The sequence below is a fragment of the Paracoccus maritimus genome (genome assembly GCF_025195095.1).
GTDB classification, from domain to species: Bacteria; Pseudomonadota; Alphaproteobacteria; order Rhodobacterales; family Rhodobacteraceae; genus Paracoccus; species Paracoccus maritimus.
On sequence record NZ_JANAVZ010000005.1, the window covers coordinates 243,126 to 261,792 of the forward strand.

Genomic DNA, 18,667 nt, shown 5'->3' on the forward strand with positions numbered 1-18,667 from the left:
CCGTCAGGTCGGCAGGCCGACCAATTTCCAGGCTCGTCGCAGCAACAGCGCTTCGGGGCTGCCGGTGCCGTAAAGTTCGATCGCGGCGGCCACGGTCTGGTCCGACCATTCGGCGAAACTGGCCATCGGATTGTTCAGTTCCTGCAAGGCCCGATACCAGATCTGACCCGGCTTTTCCCAGGAATTGCCGCCGAGCAACATGCAGAACAGATAGAAGGCATGGTTCGGGATCCCAGAATTGATATGCACGCCGCCGTTGTCATCGCTGGTGGACAGGAAGTTATCCATGTGGAACGGTTGCGGATCCTGCCCAAGAAGATCGTCGCTGTAGGCAGTGCCGGGCGCCTTCATGCTGCGCAATCCGACACCCTTGATCGCTGGGCCCAGCAATTCGCTGCCGATGATCCAGTCCGCTTCATGCGCCGCCTGCCCGAGCTGGCGTTGCTGGGTGATCGCGGCAAAGACATCGGCGATGCTTTCGTTCAGGGCCCCGGACTGGTCCTGATATACCAGCCCGCCGGAATACTGGATCACGCCGTGGGTCATCTCGTGGGCGATGACGGACAGATCCATGAATGTCCGGAACAACTGGCCGTCGCCATTTCCGAATGCCATCTGATCGCCGTTCCAGAAGGCGTTGTTGTAGTTGCGCCGGTGATTGACCGTCGCGATCAGGGCAAGCCCGCTACCATCCAGAGAGTTCCGATCGAACTGATCGGCATAAAGGGAAAACACCTCGCCCATCGCGTCGTACATCAGGTCCACGTCGGCGTTGTCGCTGGGAGAATCGCCTTCCCCGCGCAGCAGCTTGCCGGGCAGGGCTGCTTTCTGCTGTCCGTCATGAACGCGCCGGTCCGGTGTGAATGTGGAACCGGCCCTGGTGTTCCCGCCCCCTGCAATGGCCGCCGGCGCCTCATCGCCCTGATTGCAGGGATGGGGGTGATCCTCGCGCTCTTGGCGCAGCTTCTGGTTCTGTTTCAGCAGGCTGCGCGCCATTTCGGCAGTGCGCTCATCGCCGCGCAGGGCGATCACGCGCAGCATATGTGGCGGCACGATGCACTGGATCGGATGATGCGTGCCGCCGGGGCAGACCGAAATACACATGCCTCGAATCCTTTTGTCTCAGGGACTCGAGGTTAACATGATTCACGTTCGGAACAAATGGGGAACATATGCGTTGATGTGCGCTGTGTTCACGCTAGCCGTTTTCCAGTCTTCTCGTCGAAGCGGTGCAACGCCTCGGGCTGCGCGGACAGGCGCAACGTGTCATGCAGATCGGCGTGCGAGCCTAGTGTGATCGTCAGGTCGGCGCCGTTGGTATGGCCGTGGACCAGCCGCTGCGCGCCCAGCTCCTCGACCGCGCGGACCTGCATTTCGATCGGCCCATCAGGGTCAACGGCAAGATCCTCGGGGCGGATGCCGATGATCCCGGCATGGGCGCTGCCGGGCAGGTGCGGCACGGCGCGCGACGGGATCAGGTTCATCGCGGGGCTGCCGATGAACCCGGCCACGAAGGTCGATGCCGGGTTGCGATAGACCTCCAATGGCGTGCCGATTTGTTCGACCTGTCCACCATTCAGCACCACCAGCCGGTCAGCCAGGGTCATCGCCTCAAGCTGGTCATGCGTCACATACAGCGACGTCGTGCGCAGGCGTCGTTGCAGTTCCTTGATTTCCAGCCGCATCGCCACCCGCAGCTTGGCGTCGAGATTCGACAGAGGTTCGTCGAACAGGAACGCAGCAGGCTCTCGGACGATGGCGCGGCCCATCGCGACGCGCTGGCGCTGCCCGCCCGACAGGGCGCGGGGCTTGCGGTCAAGGAACTGCCCTATCTGCAGGATCTCGGCGGCCTCATCGACCCGGCGGGTTATCTCTGCCTTTGATGTGCCGCGATTTTTCAGGCCATAGGCCAGGTTCTGACGCACCGACATATGCGGATAAAGCGCATAGTTCTGAAATACCATCGCGATGTCGCGGTCGGCCGGTTCAACAGTGTTGACGACGCGGTCACCGATGCGGACCTCGCCCTCTGTAATGCTTTCCAGCCCGGCGACCATCCGCAGCAGGGTCGACTTGCCGCAGCCCGAAGGGCCGACCAACACGATGAACTCGCCATCAGCGATCTGCATGTTCACGTCGCCCACGGCGCGGGTGCCGCCGGGGTAGACCTTGCCGAGATTGTCCAGGGTGATCGATGCCACGTTATTTCTCCGTCTCGACAAGACCTTTGACGAACAGCTTCTGCATGAAGATGACCACCGCCACGGGCGGCAACATCGCCAGCACGGCCGTCGCCATGACCAGGTGCCATTGGGGCAGGCCGTCCACGACATCCGCCAGCCGCTTGATACCCGCGACGATGGTGTAATAGTCGCTGCTGGTCGTGACCAGCAGAGGCCACAGATACTGGTTCCAGCCATAGATGAACAGGATGACGAACAGGGCCGCCATATTGGTTCGCGACAGGGGCAGCAGGATGTCGCGGAAGAATTTCATCGGTCCCGCACCGTCGATGCGCGCGGCCTCGACCAGTTCATCTGGCATGGTCAGGAAGACCTGCCGGAACAGGAAGGTCGCTGTGGCCGATGCGATCAGCGGGATCGACAGGCCGGCATAGCTGTTCAGCAATCCCAGCCCGGCCACGACCTGAAAGGTCGGCACGATCCGCACCTCGACCGGCAGCATCAGCGTCACGAAGATGCACCAGAACGCCAGCCCGCGCAGCGGAAAGCGGAAATAGACGATCGCGAATGCCGACAGGATCGAGATCGCAATCTTTCCCAGGGCGATCGACAGCGCCATCACGAGGCTGTTGAACATCATCCAGCCGACCGGCGGCGTGCCGCTGGTGGAAAGGCCGGTGTCCAGCATCTTCGCATAGTTTTCGACCAGATGCGGGCCGGGCCACATCGGCACCGTGCCCGACATGAAATCGGTCGGGCCGTGGGTCGAGGCGACAAAGGCCACCCAGACGGGCAGCGCGACGACGACGACGCCAAGGATCAGCACCAGATGCGCCAGTGCGTTCAGGCCGGGGCGGTTCTCGATCATCAGTATTCCACCTTCTTCTCGACCCAGCGGAACTGAATCACGGTCAGGCTGATGACGATCAGCATCAGGATTACCGATTGGGCTGCCGAACTGCCCAGATTCTGGCCGATGAAGCCGTCGAAATAGACCTTGTAGACCATGATGTTAGTGGCCTGTGCGGGTCCACCCTCGGTCGTCGCGTCGATCACGGCAAAGGTCTCGAACATCGAATAGACGATATTGACGACCAGCAGGAAGAAGGTGGTTGGCGACAGCAGCGGGAAGGTGATGTCGAAGAAGCGTCGGACCGGACCCGCGCCGTCGATGGCCGCCGCCTCGCGCATTGATGCGGGGATCGCCTGCAGTCCCGCGACGAAGAACAGAAAATTATAGCTGATCTGCTTCCAGGCGCTGGCGATCACGACAAGGATCATCGCGTCGGTCTTGGAACTGATATGGTTCCAGTCATAGCCGATCACCTCCAGCACATAGGGCATCACGCCCACTGTCGGGTTGAAGATGAACCACCAAAGGATGCCGGCCACGGCGGGTGCGACGGCATATGGCCAGACCAGTAGCGTGGTATAGGTCCGCGAAGATTTCAGCATCCGGTCCACGGCGACCGCCAGCAGCAATGCGACGCCCATCGACACGACCGTGACCGAAATCGCGAAGACGGCCGTAACCTTCAATGAGTTCAGGTATTCGGGGCTGTCCAGCAATGCCGTGAAATTCGCCAGGCCCACGAAGCTTGAATTGATGCCGAATGCATCCTCGCGCAGGAAGCTTTGCTTGATGGCCTGACCGGCGGGCCACAGAAAGAAGATGAAGGTGATGGCAAGCTGCGGGGCCAGCAGAAGCCAGGGCAGCAACTGATTGCTGAAAATCGTTCGCTTCATCGAAAATCCGGTCCGAACAGGGGAAGGGGGCCGCCTTGGATGGCGACCCCGGTTCGCGTTTACTGGCTTTGTGCCTGGAAATCTTCCAGCAGCTTGTTGCCACGCTCGACCACGCCGTCCAGCGCCCCCTGCGCGTCCTTGTCGCCCGACAGCATCTGTTCGAATTCCTCATCGATGATGCCGCGGATCTGGACATAGTTGCCAAAGCGCAGACCCTTGGAGTTCTCGGTGGGCTCGTTCAGGGTGATCTGGCGCAGTCCGGTGTCCGCACCCGGATTTTCCTCGAAGAAACCGGCCATCTCTTCGCCAGCGGCCTCGGTGATCGGCAGATAACCCGAGAAGGACGCCCAGTCAGCCTGAACTTCGGGCGAAGACAGGTATTCGAAGAACTTCGCGGCACCGGCATATTCTTCGTCGGGACGTCCCGACAGGACCCACAGCGTCGCGCCACCAATGATAGAGTTCTGCGGTGCGCCTTCGATATCGTCATAATAGGGCAGCATGCCGAAGCCCAGGTCGAAGTCCTTGGCGTTCGCGATTACACCCGCCCGGCTGGCCGAACTGTTCATGATCATCGCGCATTCCTGCGAGTAGAACATCGGGGGTGCGTTGTCGCCGCCCACCGGGCCGCCATACTTGAAAATACCCTCGTCGGCCCATTTTTTCAGGTTGCCCCAGTGCTTGACCTGAGCGGGACCGTTCATGGTCAACCGCGCCTCGGGTCCGCCGAAGCCGTTCTGTTCGGTGCCGATCGGTTGGTTGTGCCAGGCGCTGAAATTCTCGGTCTGGATCCAGCTGACCCAGCCGGTGGTGAAGCCACAGCTTGCGGCGTCCGATTCCATGATCTTCTTCGAGAATTCTTCCATCTCGGCCCAGGTCTTGGGCGGCTGCTCGGGATCAAGGCCGGCCTTCTCGAAGACCGACTTGTTGTAATACAGGATCGGGGTCGAGCTGTTGAACGGCATCGACAGCATGTTGCCGTCGGTGTCGGTGTAATAGCCGACCACGGCCGGAAGGAAGGCGTTCGGATCGAAATTCGCACCCTGATCCTGCATCAGCTGATAGACCGGGATGATCGCACCTTCGGCCGCCATCATGGTGCCGGTGCCGACCTCGAAGACCTGAACGATCGCAGGCTGTTCCTTGGCGCGGAAGGCGGCGATCGCGGCCGTCATCGTTTCGGGATAGGTGCCTTTGTAGGACGGAACGACGTTGTATTCGTCCTGGCTTTCGTTGAAGCCCTTGACGATTTCTTCCAGCTTGGCACCAAGTTCGCCACCCATGGCGTGCCACCACTGGACATCGGTCTTGGCCTGCGCGGCGGACAGCGACGCGATCAGCGCCACCGCCGACACGGTGAATAGTTTGGACATGATCTTCCTCCCATTGGAGTTGCGTTTCCCGGTCGGCCTAGCGGGCGTGCGTGACGGAAGCGCAACGTTATTGTGAAGGAAATGTGACGATTCCTGATCGTCCGGTCAATACGCGAATCTTTTCGTGTTTTTTCTCGGATGTTCCAGTGCGGTGCGCAGCGCGCAACGGAAGCGTCGGACCAGTTCTCAGCCCTGATCCGGTCGCGCGACGACCCGACGGATCGCGTTGATGACCGGATTGATGATCCGCGTCGCCACCGGGATCAGCACCAGCCCCAGAAGCAGGCCCAGAATCCCGTCGAAGAAGGCTGTGGTCAGCCATGCGACAGCGCCGCCGAAACGGGGCACCGCATGGGCCGCAAGCTCGGCCATGTGGTGGATCCAGTCGTAGGGCGCGTGCCAGCCAAGGTCCGCAAGTCCGTGAACGACGATGTTCCCGCCGACCCACAGCATTGCCGCGGTGCCGACGATCGTCAGCGTCTTCATCAGGCCGGGCATGACCTTGACGATGCCGCGTCCCAGCGCGGCCAAGGCGCCGTTCCGTCCGGTCGCCAGATGCACCCCGACATCATCCGCCTTCACGATCAGCGCGACCGCACCATAGACCGCGACAGTAATGCCGATAGCCACCACGAACAGGATCAACGCCTTCATCCACAGCGTATCGGTGGCCGGGATGGTGGACAGGGCTATGGTCATGATCTCGGCCGACAGGATGAAGTCGGTCTTGATGGCGCCGGCCACGCGCTTTTCCTCAAGCGCCGCACCTTCACCTTCGGGGTGAGTGTGTTTCTTGCTGTCATGTGCGTCGGAATGGGTAAATGTGTGTGCCACCTTTTCTGCACCCTCAAAGCACAGATAGCCGCCGCCGATCATCAGCAAAGGTGTGATCAACCACGGCGCAAAGGCCGACAGCAGCAAGGCCACCGGCAGCAGGATCACCAGCTTGTTGAAGATCGAGCCCTTGGCGATCTTCCAGACGATCGGCAATTCGCGGCTGGCGTGGAAGCCCTGGACATATTTCGGCGTGACCGCCGCATCGTCGATCAACGCACCGGCGGCCTTGGCGCCAGCCTTCGCCGCCTGACCCGCCACATCGTCGATAGAAGCCGCAGCGACCTTGGAAATCGCCGCCACGTCGTCCAGAAGCGCAATCAGCCCGCTCATCTTCGTCCTGTCCCTTGAGATCCGGTGGTTCCTGCGAACCTGACGGGGCAACGCGCGGGGCGCAAGTCGGTTGCGACATGAAAAAAGGCCCGCGCAGAGGGGATCGCGCGGGCCAATCTGCCCTGTTCAAAGAAGGGCAGGGTGATCGTGCTGGATTACATCTTCGGCATCAGCACGGTGTCGATGACGTGGATTACGCCGTTCGACTGATCGACGTCCGGGATGGTCACGGTCGCGACGTTTCCGTTTTCGTCGGTCAGCTGCAGTGCGTTGTTGTCGGGGTTGATGGAAGCGGTCAGGACGCAGCCGCCGACCGTTTCCACCGGATGCGCGCCGCCGTCATCCATGATCATCTTGCCGATAGCCGGCGACATCGCGTCGGCTGCGACGACATGACAGGTCAGCACCTTGGTCAACTGATCCTTGTTTTCGGGCTTCAGAAGATCGGCCACCGCTGCCTCGGGCAGTTTCGCGAATGCCGCGTTCGTGGGCGCGAACACGGTGAAGGGGCCGGGGCCTGACAGCGTCTCGGCCAGACCGGCGGCCTGCACGGCGGAAACCAGCGTGGTGTGATCGGCCGAGTTCACGGCGTTCTCGACGATGTTTCTGTCAGGGAACATCTCGGCACCGCCTACCATCGTGTTCTGGGCGAATGCGCCGGTGGCCAGCGTTGCGGAAACGGCGGTGGCAGCAAGTGCAGTCATCATGCGTTTCATGGAACTTCCTCCGTGTGATCAGGGCGTTTCGACTTGCCCTATGCGACCAGACACGGAGGAATTTCAGATGAGTTGCGTTCCGTGGTCAGAATCGGCGATTCACAAACTCGTGAGGTCCGCGATTGCCACGACCGGACCTGTAGCGATCCCCTGTGGCGACCCGCCGGCAGGCTCATCTGTCAGCGCGATCCTGATACCTTCAGACGGATCCAGATCCGACGGCAAGGTCATGCGCGCATTGCCGGAATGCGGCATCAGCCCCAGCGATATCGGGGCGCTGCCGTCCGGCCTGATCCACCAGATTTCGTAATCGCGACCTTCGGCGGGGCTGCCCTGCTCGACCGCGATCTCCATCTCGTCGCCCATCAGCCTGGCCGCCACCCGCAGCGCCTCGTCTTCCGAGACGAGCTGCGCCTGATAGTCCGGGCCCAGGGGCGGAGAATCTGTCGTCTGGCCGGGCATCCACAGGAAGACGGCAACGGCGGCGACTGCGGCCAGACCGGCAAGCGCGGCACCTGTTCGTCGCCACCAGGGCGTCCGCGCGGCGGGATCTTCGGCCAGCGGCGCAAGCCCATGGCCAAGCCGTTCGCGGATCCCTTGACGGGCGCGTGCCGGAGCCATCACAGGGGTCAGCCCCTCGGCCAGACCGGCCAGCCGTTCCTGCCAGTCGCGGACCAACTGTGCGAAGGCAGGATCATCCGACAGACGGGCCACCGCAGCCTGAGCCTCGTCGCCCTCCAGCAGGCCAAGCGCCAGTTCCGCCGCAAGGGCATCGTCCTGCTGTTCGGGAGTGAGGGGCGCGTCTTCGGTCATTGGCTTACACAGTCCTTCAGGCGCAACAGGCTGCGGCGCAACCAACTGCGGACGGTGTTGATCGGCTTGCCCTCGCGTTCTGCCAGGTCGGCATAGGTCACACCTTCAAGATACACGGCCCGCACGGCACCCGCCTGCTGTTCCGCAAGCTGGGCCAGGCATTCGTCCAGAAGCCGCCTTTCCTGCGCGCGTATGGTCGCGGATTCAGGCCCTGGTTCGGTCGAGGCGACGGTTGCTGCGGCTTCGGTCGGAGCGGTCGCAGGGCGCGAACTGCGGGCGCGCAGGCGATCAATGGCGCGGTTACGGGCGATTGTGATCAGCCACGTCATCGGCGACAATCCGTTCGACGCATAGCGCGCAGCGCTTTGCCAGACCTTGATATAGACTTCCTGCAGCGTTTCTTCTGCCTCCGGCCGGTCCTTCAGCACCGACAGGCAAACCGCATGCAGCTTGGCCGAGGTCGCGTCATACAACGACTCGAACGCCTGGCGGTCACCCATCGCGGTGCGCGCGATCATGTTTTCCAGTTGCAGTCTGCGGGCGTCCTGCACGCGCGGCCCTCGCCTTGATGGTGTTGCTGCGAGACTTTATGAAGCCCGGCCCTGATCGTCAACGCGCCCTGTCTTGCACCCGGCAGACGAATGCGCGATCAAGGCGCGGATGGGAAGAAAGGGCCGAGTGATGCTGGACATGAACGCGAAACCCACCGAAGAGATCGACCTGCGCGAGGTATTCGGGCTGGACAGCGACATGAAGGTCAAGGGCTTCGCCGAACGCACCGATCGCGTCCCCGAGATCGACAGCACCTACAAGTTCGATCCTGATACCACGATGGCGATTCTGGCGGGCTTTGCCTATAATCGTCGGGTGATGGTCCAAGGCTATCACGGTACGGGCAAATCGACCCATATCGAACAGATTGCGGCGCGGCTGAATTGGCCCTGCGTGCGCGTCAACCTTGACAGTCATGTGTCGCGCATCGACCTGATCGGCAAGGACGCGATCAAGCTGGTCGACGGCAAGCAAGTCACGGTGTTCCACGAAGGGATTCTGCCCTGGGCGCTGCGCAATCCGACGGCGATCGTGTTCGACGAATACGATGCGGGCCGCGCGGATGTGATGTTCGTGATCCAGCGCGTGCTGGAGGCGGACGGCAAGTTGACCCTGCTGGACCAGAACGAGGTGATCACCCCAAACCCGTTCTTCCGTCTGTTCGCGACCTCGAACACGGTCGGGCTGGGCGACACGACGGGGCTGTATCATGGCACCCAGCAGATCAACCAGGGGCAGATGGACCGCTGGTCGCTGGTCTCGACCCTGAACTATCTGTCGCATGACGCCGAGGCGGCGATCGTGCTGTCGAAGAACCCCAACTACAACAACGAGAAGGGCCGCAAGATCATCAGCCAGATGGTCACACTGGCCGACCTGACGCGCACGGCCTTCATGCAGGGCGATCTTTCCACGGTCATGTCGCCGCGCACGGTCATCACCTGGGCCCAGAACGCCCGCATCTTCGACAATATCGGCTATGCCTTCCGCCTGACTTTCCTGAACAAATGCGACGAGTTGGAGCGTCAGACCGTGGCTGAGTTCTATCAGCGGCTGTTCGACGAGGAACTGCCTGAAAGCGCCGCGTCAAAGGCAAGGTGATGAAACGCGGCGCTGGTCAGCGCGGCAAGTCGAGCTGTTCAGGTCTGGGTCATCCGCCCGACCGCAAGACCTGACAGGGATGGGCGGCCGAGATCATCCCGTCCGCGGGTCGGGACAGGCAGGGCTTGGACAGCCCTACCCGCAAACAAGGCCTTTGCCTGATCAGTCGCGCGCAGCCTTCGTGGCCTTGGTCCACCAGACCAATTCTTCCAGCAGCCCGTCCAGAGATCCTTCCAGATGGTCCTCGATCTCGGACATCGGGGCGTTCTCGCCCATCGGCGAAACCTTGATGAAATCGCTGCCGCCGATATGTACAGCGTTGCGCAGCGGCACCATCTGAAGCTCGATCCCGATCAGGCGCAGATGTTCGACCGCGCGGGCGCCGCCCACACCGCCATAGGCCACCGCCGCTAGCGGTTTGCGGTTCCATTCCTTGTAGGCCTGATCCAGCGCGTTTTTCAGCGCGCCGGTGATCGAATGGTTGTATTCCGCGACGACGAACACGAAGCCGTCGTAACCTGACAGCTTCTCCTGCCATGCGACGGCGCGCGGATCTTCGGACGGGGCCCAAAGGTTGGACGCCTTCTCGTTGAAGAAGGGCAGGTCCTGGTCGCGCAGATCGACAAGGTCGAAGTCCAGCTCGGGATGATTCCCAACCTTGGCCATGAACCATTCGGCGGGCTTGTCCGCGAAACGGGCGTCGCGGGTCGAACTGATGATGACGGCGATCTTCGGATTGGCCATGTCGCATTCCCTTGGTTTTGGTATCGATGTGTCCAACGTCAGGATGGCCGCAAGGTTTCAGGATTGAAAGGCGCATCGTCGCACAGCGTGCCTGCAGCCGCGCAGACCCCTTGCCCCGCGTCGCGCGTGGTGGTCTATGGAATCCATGAACAAGTCCGACAATCCCGCCGATCCGTTCAAGAAAGCCCTGACCGAGGCAACACGCGCGTTGGCCGACGAACACGAGCTGAATGTGACCTTCAGCGCCGATCCTTCGGGCGTCGCGGGCGACACCATGCGCCTGCCGCAGATCAGCCGCCGGATGGGCCGGGACGAGATCCTGATGGCGCGCGGCACGGCCGACGCGCTGGCCATGCGTGTGCGCCACCACGATGCCACGACGCATACCAAATTCGCGCCCTCCGGGCCGATGGCACGCGAACTGTACGAAGCCTTCGAAACTGCCCGCTGCGAGGCGCTGGGTGCGCGCGACATGCCCGGCGCATTGTCGAATATCGACGCCAGAATCGGCGCGGACGCCGAGAAAAAGGGCTATTCGCAGATCAAGCAGCCATCCGACGCGCCTCTGTCTGTCGCGGCGGGCTATCTGCTGCGCCAGGCCGCGACCGGCCGCGACTTGCCTGGCGGGGCGCAGCATGTGGCGGATCTGTGGCGACCCTTCGTCGAACAGCAGGCCGGAGAGGCTTTGGAAAACGTCAACGACGTCTTGCACGATCAGGCGGCCTTTGCGCGCATGGCACGCAAGCTGATCAGTGATCTGGGCTATGGCGATCAGTTGGGCGAGGACCCGGACGAACCGGAAGACGACGACGCCGAGGACAACGCCGAACAGGACGAAGAAGCGGGCGACAACCAGTCGCGCGATCAGGACGACAGCGAAGACGCCGACAGCTCGCCCGAGCGCAGTCAGGAACAGCAGCAGGACGAACGGCAGGCTCAGGTCAGCATGGACGACCAGTCCGACGAGGAGCTGACCGACGACGCCGAGATGCCCGAGTCCGAAACTCCGCCCGACATTCCCCCGCCGGTCAGCGAAGCCTCGGCCGACTACAAGGTGTTTTCGCAGACATGGGACGAGGAAATCCGCGCCGAGGATCTGGCCGACCCTGCCGAGCTGGAGCGTCTGCGCGCCTATCTGGACAAACAGCTAGAGCCGTTGCGCGGTGCCGTCAGCCGCCTTGCGAACAAGCTGCAGCGGCGTTTGCAGGCGCAGCAGAACCGCAGCTGGGAATTCGACAAGGAAGAAGGTGTGCTGGATGCCGGCCGTCTCGCGCGCGTGGTCGCCAACCCGACCACGCCGCTGAGCTTCAAGGTCGAAAAGGACATGGAGTTCCGCGACACCGCCGTGACGCTGCTGATCGACAATTCCGGGTCGATGCGCGGCCGTCCGATCAGCATCGCGGCAATTTGCGCGGACGTTCTGGCCCGAACGCTGGAACGCTGTTCGGTCAAGGTCGAGATCCTGGGCTTCACTACCCGTGCCTGGAAGGGCGGGCAGGCGCGCGAGGCCTGGTTGCAGGCGGGACGTCCGGCCCAGCCCGGCCGGCTGAACGATCTGCGCCACATCATCTACAAGGCCGCCGATGCGCCATGGCGCCGCGTGCGCCCCAATCTTGGCCTGATGATGAAGGAAGGCCTTCTGAAGGAAAACATCGACGGCGAGGCGCTGGAATGGGCGCACAAGCGGTTGGCGAAGCGCCCCGAGGCGCGCAAGATCCTGATGGTGATTTCCGACGGTGCGCCGGTGGACGATTCCACACTGTCGGTGAACCCGGCCAACTATCTTGAAAAGCACCTGCGCGACGTGATCGCCATGGTCGAACGCAAGCGTGCCGTCGAACTGCTGGCCATCGGCATCGGGCATGATGTGACGCGGTACTACGAACGGGCGGTGACGATCACCGATGCCGAACAACTGGCCGGGGCGATCACCGAACAGCTGGCCGCGCTGTTTGACAGCGATCCGCGCAAGCGTGCGCGTGTGTTGGGCATGTCAGCGGTGCGACGCGGCTAATCCGCGGCAGGCGTGTCTGCCCGCGATGCGTCAGCTGCGATAATCGCGCAGCACCGCGGCGGCGATTGAATCGCGGGTCAGGACGCCGATCACATTTTCGGGACGCGGCAGCGTGTTTTCCGGCAGGATCAACAGCGCCTCGTGGTTGCGGTCGGCCATGCTGGTCATCGCGTTCTGCAGGAAGCTGCCTTCGCGAGCATATCCGACAGGGCCGATCAGCGGGCCGTGGCGGCGGCTGGGATCTTCGGGATGGACGCGAACGATGCCGACGATGTTGCGACCCTCCAGCACCACCGCGTATTGTCTTTCCGACCCAAGCTGTGTGTCCACCGTGCCGTGTTCGCCCAACTCGTCGCGTTGAAGCACTGCGACCGCGGGCGACATCAGCTCCTTGATCTGACGGATCGAGAACATGTGCGCACGCGTCTCGCGCGGGATGCGATGGCCGCGGCGGGTCAGTTTCAGCGTGTAGATGTCATCCGGTGACAGGCGCTGCCGCACCCCCAGCGCGACCACAACCGCGATGATCGCCGCGACCGTGATGGTATAGTCTCCGGTCATTTCGAACAGCATGATGATCGCGGTCAGGGCGCCGCCGGTCGAGGCGCCGACGATGCATGCCATGCCGATCAGCGCGAAGGTGACCGAGTGAAAGCCCAGATGCGGAAACATCAGGTCCAGCGTTGCGCCAAACGCACCGCCCAGTGCCGCGCCAAGGAACAGCGACGGCGAAAAGATCCCGCCCGACGCGCCGGCCCCAAGGCTGACCGATGTGGCAAGGAATTTCAGCACGAACAGCAGCAGCAAGAATGCGGGGGCGGCCAGTTGACCGGTCAGGATCGCCTCGATCGTGGCGTAGCCGACGCCCGCCGTATGATATGCCCCGGTGGTTTGCAGCAAGACATACATCAGGACGCCAAGCGACAGCATCCCCGCGGCGTTCTTCAGGTAGGGATTGGCTTTCCAGTCCTCGAACAGATCCTCGATCCGGTACAGTCCGCGCACGAATCCCGCCGCCGCGACGCCCGTGACCAGCCCGAACAGGATATAAAGCGGCAGCATGTCCACCGACAGCGGCACGAAGACATCGGGTCGTTCATGCGAGGCGACCAGAAACGCGGGCGCCAGGCCAAAGGCCAGTCGCCCGACATAGGTGGCGGTGCCGGTGGCGATGACGACCGGGATCAAGGTCCGCGCGCTGACCTCGGGCAGCATCAGTTCGACCGCGAACAGCACCGCGCCAAGCGGAGTGTTGAAAGTCGCGGCGATCCCCGCACCCGCGCCGGCGGCGACCAGTGTGATCACCTGCCAGCTGCGCAGGTTGAACCATCCCCCCAGGACCGACCCGATCCCGGACCCGATCTGGATGATCGGCCCTTCGCGGCCGACGGAGGCGCCCGAACCGATCGAAAGCGCCGAGGCCAGCGACTTGACGATGACGACCTGCGGGCGGATGCGGCCATTGCGGTAATAGATCGCGTCCATCACCTCGGGAACCCCATGTCCCTTGGCCTCGGGGGCATAGCGCCGCACCAGCCACAGCACGATCGCGCCGCCGATCACCGGCGCAAGGATGACCAATGGTCCGAAAGGCGCCGGCTCGGTCGCGATATTCGCGTCGTATTCGAACGAGAATTCGCCCAGAAAGAACAGGTTATGAATAAGCGATATCAGATAGCGCAACAGGATCGCGCCGAACCCCGTGACGATGCCAATGCCGATCGCCAGAAATGAAAGCTGGATCAGCGAGACCCGGCGATTGTCTGGTTCGGCTTCGATTCTGGCCTGATCTTGGGTCGAGATATCAGTCATTGGCTCTTGCGCGGCGGTTGTGGCCGATGAAGGCGGCCTCTAATCAAGACTGCCGGGACGTGACTGGCCGGCGTGTCGTATTCCGTGCTAAGCCTTTGTTCGCCCGGATGCAAACCGGTAAGCCCGTGTCAACGCCAGCCGGAAATCTTGAAGGACAGAAGAATGGCCGCAATCAGAATCAGGCGAATTCAAGGTCTCAGCCGTGGTGAACGGATTGCGGTCGGGATCGCACTGATAGCGATTGCCGCCTATTTTCTTTTGCTGCGGCATCTGGACGGCAGGGCCGAAATCTATTTCAGGGATCTGCGCGAAAACGACCCCGCGACCTACCTGACCAATCTGCGCGAGGCGCAGGGATTTGAGACATATCTGGCAGAGTATGCGGTATTGGAGGGCTTCGATGAATTCCGGCCGCAGACGCCGGGATTCCTTGTCGGACGCTGGACGATGCGAGAATCGCCGCTGCGCCTGACACCGGGGCAGGGGCCGGACGTCTGCAGCGATCCGGCCGTGTTCGAATACGGGCTTTACATGAGCCCCGAGGCGGCACAGACCTCGACCCCCGTCCAATACCGGCTGCAAGGTACGGACGTTCTGATGCGCGATTATTCGGATCGGATCTATCCGATCAGCCTGATCGCCTACGGGGCGCAGCTGGATCACCTGGAATTCACTCCGCCAGGGCGCGAGGCACCTGTTTACGCCTATCTCTGCGGTCGCTGAGCGGCAGCGCTCAGGTTAGGGCTGGCCGCAACATCACCGGCAGGTCGGTGTGCAGACGCGCCATGCCACCGGGGCGCCATCCCATTCCGATCAGCGCGTCGCAAAGCAGTGGCCGCACCTGCTGCGCCTCGGCGCGGCAAGGTGGCGAATGGTGACTGCCCGACAGGCGGCGCACCGCGTCCAGAAGGTCGTGCCTGTCAAGGATCAGGTCGGATGCGTTCACGGTAGTCGGTGGTGCGTCATGTTCCAATAACAGCAGCAACGCCTGGGCCAGATCATCGCCATGCAGTTCGGTGCCCACCCTCGGGGCAACGCGTTGTCCTGACAGGTAGTCGCGGAACAGGCCCAGCCACTTGTGATGTGGGCCGGGGCCGTAGATCCCGGTCGCACGGATCGAGGTGCCGGAAAGTCCAAGCGCGGCAAGATGTTCTTCGGCCCGCGCCTTGATTTCCCCGTAGAGATTGGCGGGGCTGGCGGGCAGGTCGTCGGTCAGCGCTGTTCCGGCCGGGTGCCCGTCATGGACGGCACGCGAGGACAGGAACAGGATGCGGGCCACGCCCGCCTCTGCTGCGGCGTCGAAGAGCCTGATCGTGCCATGAAGGTTGTCGCGCTGAAATTCCACCGGGTCGTCGCCCTCGCCCCCGCGATAGCGCCCCGGACGGTGGGCGAACGCACAATGGATCAGCGCGTCGTGACCGGCCAGGTCTGGCGCATCGCCAAGCACGAAACCGGTCCGCCGGTCCAATGTGGTGACGTGATGCCCGGCGCCGCGCATCGCATCAAGAATGAAGCCGCCGACAATTCCGTTGGCCCCTGTCAATGCGATCCGCATCAGGCGGCAGGGCGAACCTGAGCGGCAAGGTCCGGCATCTGATGACCGGCCGCAATCGCACGCCAGAGATCGATCAGCGGCTTCAGCAACGGCACTTTGTCATGATCCTGCCATGGTTTTTCGTATTGAAAATGCAGGATTCGGATGTCTTCCCAACTCCACAATTCTGGCATGTTGAACCACACATATTGCAGCATGTTGTGATGGATCGACAGGCCCTGCCAATCCTGGAAATAGTCCTGCAGGAAACTTTGATCGGTGCGCCGCCAGAACACGCCGGGCCGATCCAGCCGCGCCAACATCTCGTCATAGGTCCGCGGGTCCGGCCGCGCCGTGAAGACACCGGAATTCATCCGGTGAAAGCCGTCCAGACCGTCATAGACATTGGGCGCGGCGCAGAATTCGGGCATCTCGAACAACTTGTCCACCGGGCGCAGCACCACCGCGTCCGCGTCAATGAATACGCAGCGGTCATAGTCCAGCTGCCACAGCCGCAGCTTCACGAAATTGTCCAGAGGAGTATGAAAATCGGGTTTCCCGCCCCGCGTGAATGCAGCGCGCTTGTGCAGTGCATCACGCGCATGCGTCCGGTCGAACGCCTCTGACGTCGGCAAGAGATCGGCGGCGATCAGCCTTGCACCAAGTGCGCGCAGCCGGGAAAGATGCGCGGCATTCAGCCCCCGATGCATCACGACCAGATCGGCTTTGCTGCCGGTCAGCCGAAGTGAGCGCAGCAGAGCCTCGGCGCCGGGCAAATAGTCAGGATTGCTGACCAGCGTGACATAGGCATGATCGGCCAAGGCCGAAGTTTCGGCGCTCAGCCCTTCCGAAGGCGATACGCGCCTGAGTGTCGAAGCCTTTTGGTGCGGCGGCGAGATCCAGGTCGTGTTCATAACTTTCAGCGTCCTGCCTTCTGAACTGCGGAACGGGGTCAGCGGTCGGTTCAGCCGCCACGCTATGGCGATTTCGTGAACCGTTCATGACAGAACGCGCAAGGGTTTGCCAAGGTTCAATTCGGCGCTAACGTGCTGAACACAAGCGGAGGATTGCCGATGACACTGCCCGATGAAGCTGCCATGCGGCTTGAAGCCTTGCTGGGCTCGCGCCTGTCGCGCGGCGCCGCAGACCGTGATCACCATGCCCTGTCGGAAAGCTTCCATCGCGCGCCGCCGCCCGACGCGGTCGCGTGGCCCGAGTCCGCAGAAGATGTGGCCGAGATCGTTCGGATCTGTGCTGCGGCGCGGGTGCCGGTGATCCCGTGGGGCACCGGCACGTCTCTTGAAGGACATGCATTGGCGACGCAGGGTGGTGTCACGGTTGATCTGTCCCGGATGGACAAGGTGGTGGATATTCGCGCCGAGGACATGCAGGCCAGCGTTCAGCCAGGTGTCACGCGCGAAGCGCTGAATACGGAACTGCGCGCGACCGGGCTGTTCTTCCCCGTCGATCCCGGCGCCAATGCCAGCCTGGGTGGCATGGCCTCGACACGGGCCAGCGGTACCACCGCTGTCCGCTATGGGACCATGCGCGATAACGTGCTGGGCTTGCAGGTCGTGCTGGCGGATGGGCGCATCATCCGCACCGGCAGCCGCGCCGCGAAATCCAGCGCGGGCTATGATCTGACGGGGCTTTTCGTCGGCGCGGAAGGGACGCTGGGAATCGTCACCGAACTGACCCTGCGCCTTCATGGTCAACCCGAACAGGTCGCCGCTGCCGTCTGTTCATTCGACAGTCTGGAACACGCGGTCGAATGCGTCAGCGCGACGATCCAGTCGGGCATCCCGATGGCACGGATCGAATTCGTCGATGCGCTGACCGCGCGGGCCTTCAATCTGCACTCGGGCAGCAACATGCCCGAAACCCCGCATTTGATGGTGGAATTCAACGGCTCTCCCGGCGCGGTGCGCGAGGATGCGCAGATGTTCGGAGAGATCGCGGCAGAGTTCGGTGCACAAGGGTTCGACTGGGCCACCACGGCCGAAGATCGCGCGCGGTTGTGGCGGATGCGGCACGGGGCCTATCATGCCTGTCTTGCGCTGCGTCCAGGGGCGACCGGGGTCGTGACCGATGTGTGCGTGCCGATGTCGCATTTGCCCGCAGCGGTCGCGGCGGCGGCCAAGGATATCCGCGATTCGGGCCTGATCGGGCCCATCGTGGGGCATGTCGGCGATGGAAACTTCCATTCGCAGATTCTGGTCGATCCCGGAAGCGAGGCCGAGATCGCTACAGCCAAGGCAATCGCCGTGCGGATGGCAGAACGTGCCTTGCAGGTCGGCGGCACGATCACCGGCGAACACGGTGTGGGCATCGGCAAGCGCGGCATGATGGCAGCTGAACATGGCGATGCCTGGCAGGTGATGGGCACGATCAAGGCGGCGCTTGATCCGCAGAACATCATGAACCCCGGCAAGCTTGTGCCGGACCGGAACTGACGCGCGTCCCGCAGGTTGGGTGTCGGACCTGACCGAAAAGGAGACGCGAATGTCTTTCAACGACAACGACCCCGAACGTTCCGCCCGCAACCATCGCCCCGCGATCATCGGTATCGTCGTGGCCTTGGTAGTGGCGGCAATCGCGTATTTCGCCTTCATGCCTGGGACGGACGAGCAGAATGAGGGCATTGCGACCACCCCGCCCCCGGCCGAGACGACAACGACGGACGCCGAGGGTAACGAAGGCGGTTCCACCCCGGACATCGCGCCAGACAGCGCCGCGCCCGTCACGCCCGATGGCGAGGCCGCCGAGACCAGCGAGAACTGAGATCTTCCCTGCAACTGCCCGGCGGTTGACATGAAGTTGACCATCACCGGGCGGTGACTTTCTGTCACGGCTTTGCGATAAGCAACAAAAAGCGGTGACCGGAATGGCACCTATACCGGGCAGAAAAGAGG

The 18,667-nt window shown here is 62.7% G+C and carries 18 protein-coding genes; 5 read left to right on the plus strand and 13 right to left on the minus strand.

Annotation, left to right across the window (positions count from 1 at the left end):
• Positions 1–3 precede the first annotated feature (3 nt).
• From MU516_RS10925 to MU516_RS10965, 9 genes are all read right to left on the minus strand, one after another.
• Positions 4–1,104 (minus strand): M4 family metallopeptidase, encoded by a 1,101-nt coding sequence (locus MU516_RS10925; protein WP_260277248.1) that lies wholly within the window; start codon positions 1,102–1,104, stop codon positions 4–6.
• 89 nt (positions 1,105–1,193) lie between these two features.
• Positions 1,194–2,201: a sn-glycerol-3-phosphate import ATP-binding protein UgpC gene (locus MU516_RS10930; protein ID WP_260277249.1), complete on the minus strand. Its 1,008-nt coding sequence runs from the start codon at positions 2,199–2,201 to the stop codon at positions 1,194–1,196.
• Position 2,202: 1 nt separating this feature from the next.
• Positions 2,203–3,051 carry a sn-glycerol-3-phosphate ABC transporter permease UgpE gene (ugpE, locus tag MU516_RS10935; protein ID WP_260277250.1) on the minus strand — a complete coding sequence of 283 codons (849 nt, stop codon included), beginning with the start codon at positions 3,049–3,051 and terminating at the stop codon, positions 2,203–2,205.
• Positions 3,051–3,929: a sn-glycerol-3-phosphate ABC transporter permease UgpA gene (gene ugpA / locus MU516_RS10940; protein WP_209056575.1), complete on the minus strand. Its 879-nt coding sequence runs from the start codon at positions 3,927–3,929 to the stop codon at positions 3,051–3,053. Before ugpA ends, ugpE begins: the two co-directional genes overlap by 1 nt.
• 59 nt (positions 3,930–3,988) lie before the next feature.
• Positions 3,989–5,302: a sn-glycerol-3-phosphate ABC transporter substrate-binding protein UgpB gene (ugpB, locus tag MU516_RS10945; RefSeq protein WP_260277251.1), complete on the minus strand. Its 1,314-nt coding sequence runs from the start codon at positions 5,300–5,302 to the stop codon at positions 3,989–3,991.
• A 186-nt stretch (positions 5,303–5,488) separates the two neighbouring features.
• Positions 5,489–6,469 (minus strand): DUF808 domain-containing protein, encoded by a 981-nt coding sequence (locus MU516_RS10950; RefSeq protein WP_260277252.1) that lies wholly within the window; start codon positions 6,467–6,469, stop codon positions 5,489–5,491.
• A gap of 155 nt (positions 6,470–6,624) precedes the next feature.
• Positions 6,625–7,176, minus strand: coding sequence for a fasciclin domain-containing protein (locus MU516_RS10955; protein WP_209056665.1), 552 nt, complete (start codon positions 7,174–7,176; stop codon positions 6,625–6,627).
• A gap of 108 nt (positions 7,177–7,284) precedes the next feature.
• Positions 7,285–7,998 (minus strand): anti-sigma factor, encoded by a 714-nt coding sequence (locus MU516_RS10960; protein ID WP_260277253.1) that lies wholly within the window; start codon positions 7,996–7,998, stop codon positions 7,285–7,287.
• A complete protein-coding gene (locus tag MU516_RS10965; RefSeq protein WP_311319106.1) occupies positions 7,995–8,549 on the minus strand; it encodes a sigma-70 family RNA polymerase sigma factor in 555 nt (184 codons plus the stop codon). Before MU516_RS10965 ends, MU516_RS10960 begins: the two co-directional genes overlap by 4 nt.
• A gap of 130 nt (positions 8,550–8,679) precedes the next feature.
• On the opposite strand from MU516_RS10965, the gene cobS reads away from it, so the two are divergent.
• Positions 8,680–9,651, plus strand: a complete 972-nt coding sequence (cobS, locus tag MU516_RS10970; protein WP_260277254.1) for a cobaltochelatase subunit CobS — start codon at positions 8,680–8,682, stop codon at positions 9,649–9,651.
• A 162-nt stretch (positions 9,652–9,813) separates the two neighbouring features.
• Here the strand turns inward: cobS and MU516_RS10975 are convergent, their stop codons facing one another.
• Entirely contained in the window at positions 9,814–10,395 is a 582-nt protein-coding gene (locus tag MU516_RS10975; protein ID WP_260277255.1) for an NADPH-dependent FMN reductase, read from the minus strand.
• A gap of 145 nt (positions 10,396–10,540) precedes the next feature.
• On the opposite strand from MU516_RS10975, the gene cobT reads away from it, so the two are divergent.
• A complete protein-coding gene (gene cobT, locus MU516_RS10980) occupies positions 10,541–12,409 on the plus strand; it encodes a cobaltochelatase subunit CobT (RefSeq protein ID WP_260277256.1) in 1,869 nt (622 codons plus the stop codon).
• Between the two features lie 30 nt (positions 12,410–12,439).
• On the opposite strand, the gene MU516_RS10985 is transcribed toward cobT, so the two are convergent.
• Complete coding sequence (locus MU516_RS10985; RefSeq protein ID WP_260277257.1) at positions 12,440–14,221, minus strand: chloride channel protein; 1,782 nt, start codon at positions 14,219–14,221, stop codon at positions 12,440–12,442.
• A gap of 162 nt (positions 14,222–14,383) precedes the next feature.
• On the opposite strand from MU516_RS10985, the gene MU516_RS10990 reads away from it, so the two are divergent.
• The gene (locus tag MU516_RS10990; RefSeq protein WP_260277258.1) at positions 14,384–14,944 is read left to right on the plus strand and encodes a hypothetical protein; all 561 of its coding nucleotides are present in this window, start codon (positions 14,384–14,386) and stop codon (positions 14,942–14,944) included.
• 10 nt (positions 14,945–14,954) lie between these two features.
• Here the strand turns inward: MU516_RS10990 and MU516_RS10995 are convergent, their stop codons facing one another.
• A complete protein-coding gene (locus tag MU516_RS10995; protein WP_260277259.1) occupies positions 14,955–15,776 on the minus strand; it encodes an NAD-dependent epimerase/dehydratase family protein in 822 nt (273 codons plus the stop codon).
• The gene (locus MU516_RS11000; RefSeq protein ID WP_260277260.1) at positions 15,776–16,669 is read right to left on the minus strand and encodes a glycosyltransferase; all 894 of its coding nucleotides are present in this window, start codon (positions 16,667–16,669) and stop codon (positions 15,776–15,778) included. The genes MU516_RS10995 and MU516_RS11000 overlap by 1 nt, the downstream gene beginning before the upstream one ends.
• Positions 16,670–16,828: 159 nt before the next feature.
• On the opposite strand from MU516_RS11000, the gene MU516_RS11005 reads away from it, so the two are divergent.
• Positions 16,829–18,208: an FAD-binding oxidoreductase gene (locus MU516_RS11005; RefSeq protein WP_260277261.1), complete on the plus strand. Its 1,380-nt coding sequence runs from the start codon at positions 16,829–16,831 to the stop codon at positions 18,206–18,208.
• A gap of 49 nt (positions 18,209–18,257) precedes the next feature.
• Positions 18,258–18,536, plus strand: coding sequence for a hypothetical protein (locus MU516_RS11010; protein ID WP_260277262.1), 279 nt, complete (start codon positions 18,258–18,260; stop codon positions 18,534–18,536).
• The last annotated feature ends 131 nt before the right edge of the window (positions 18,537–18,667 follow it).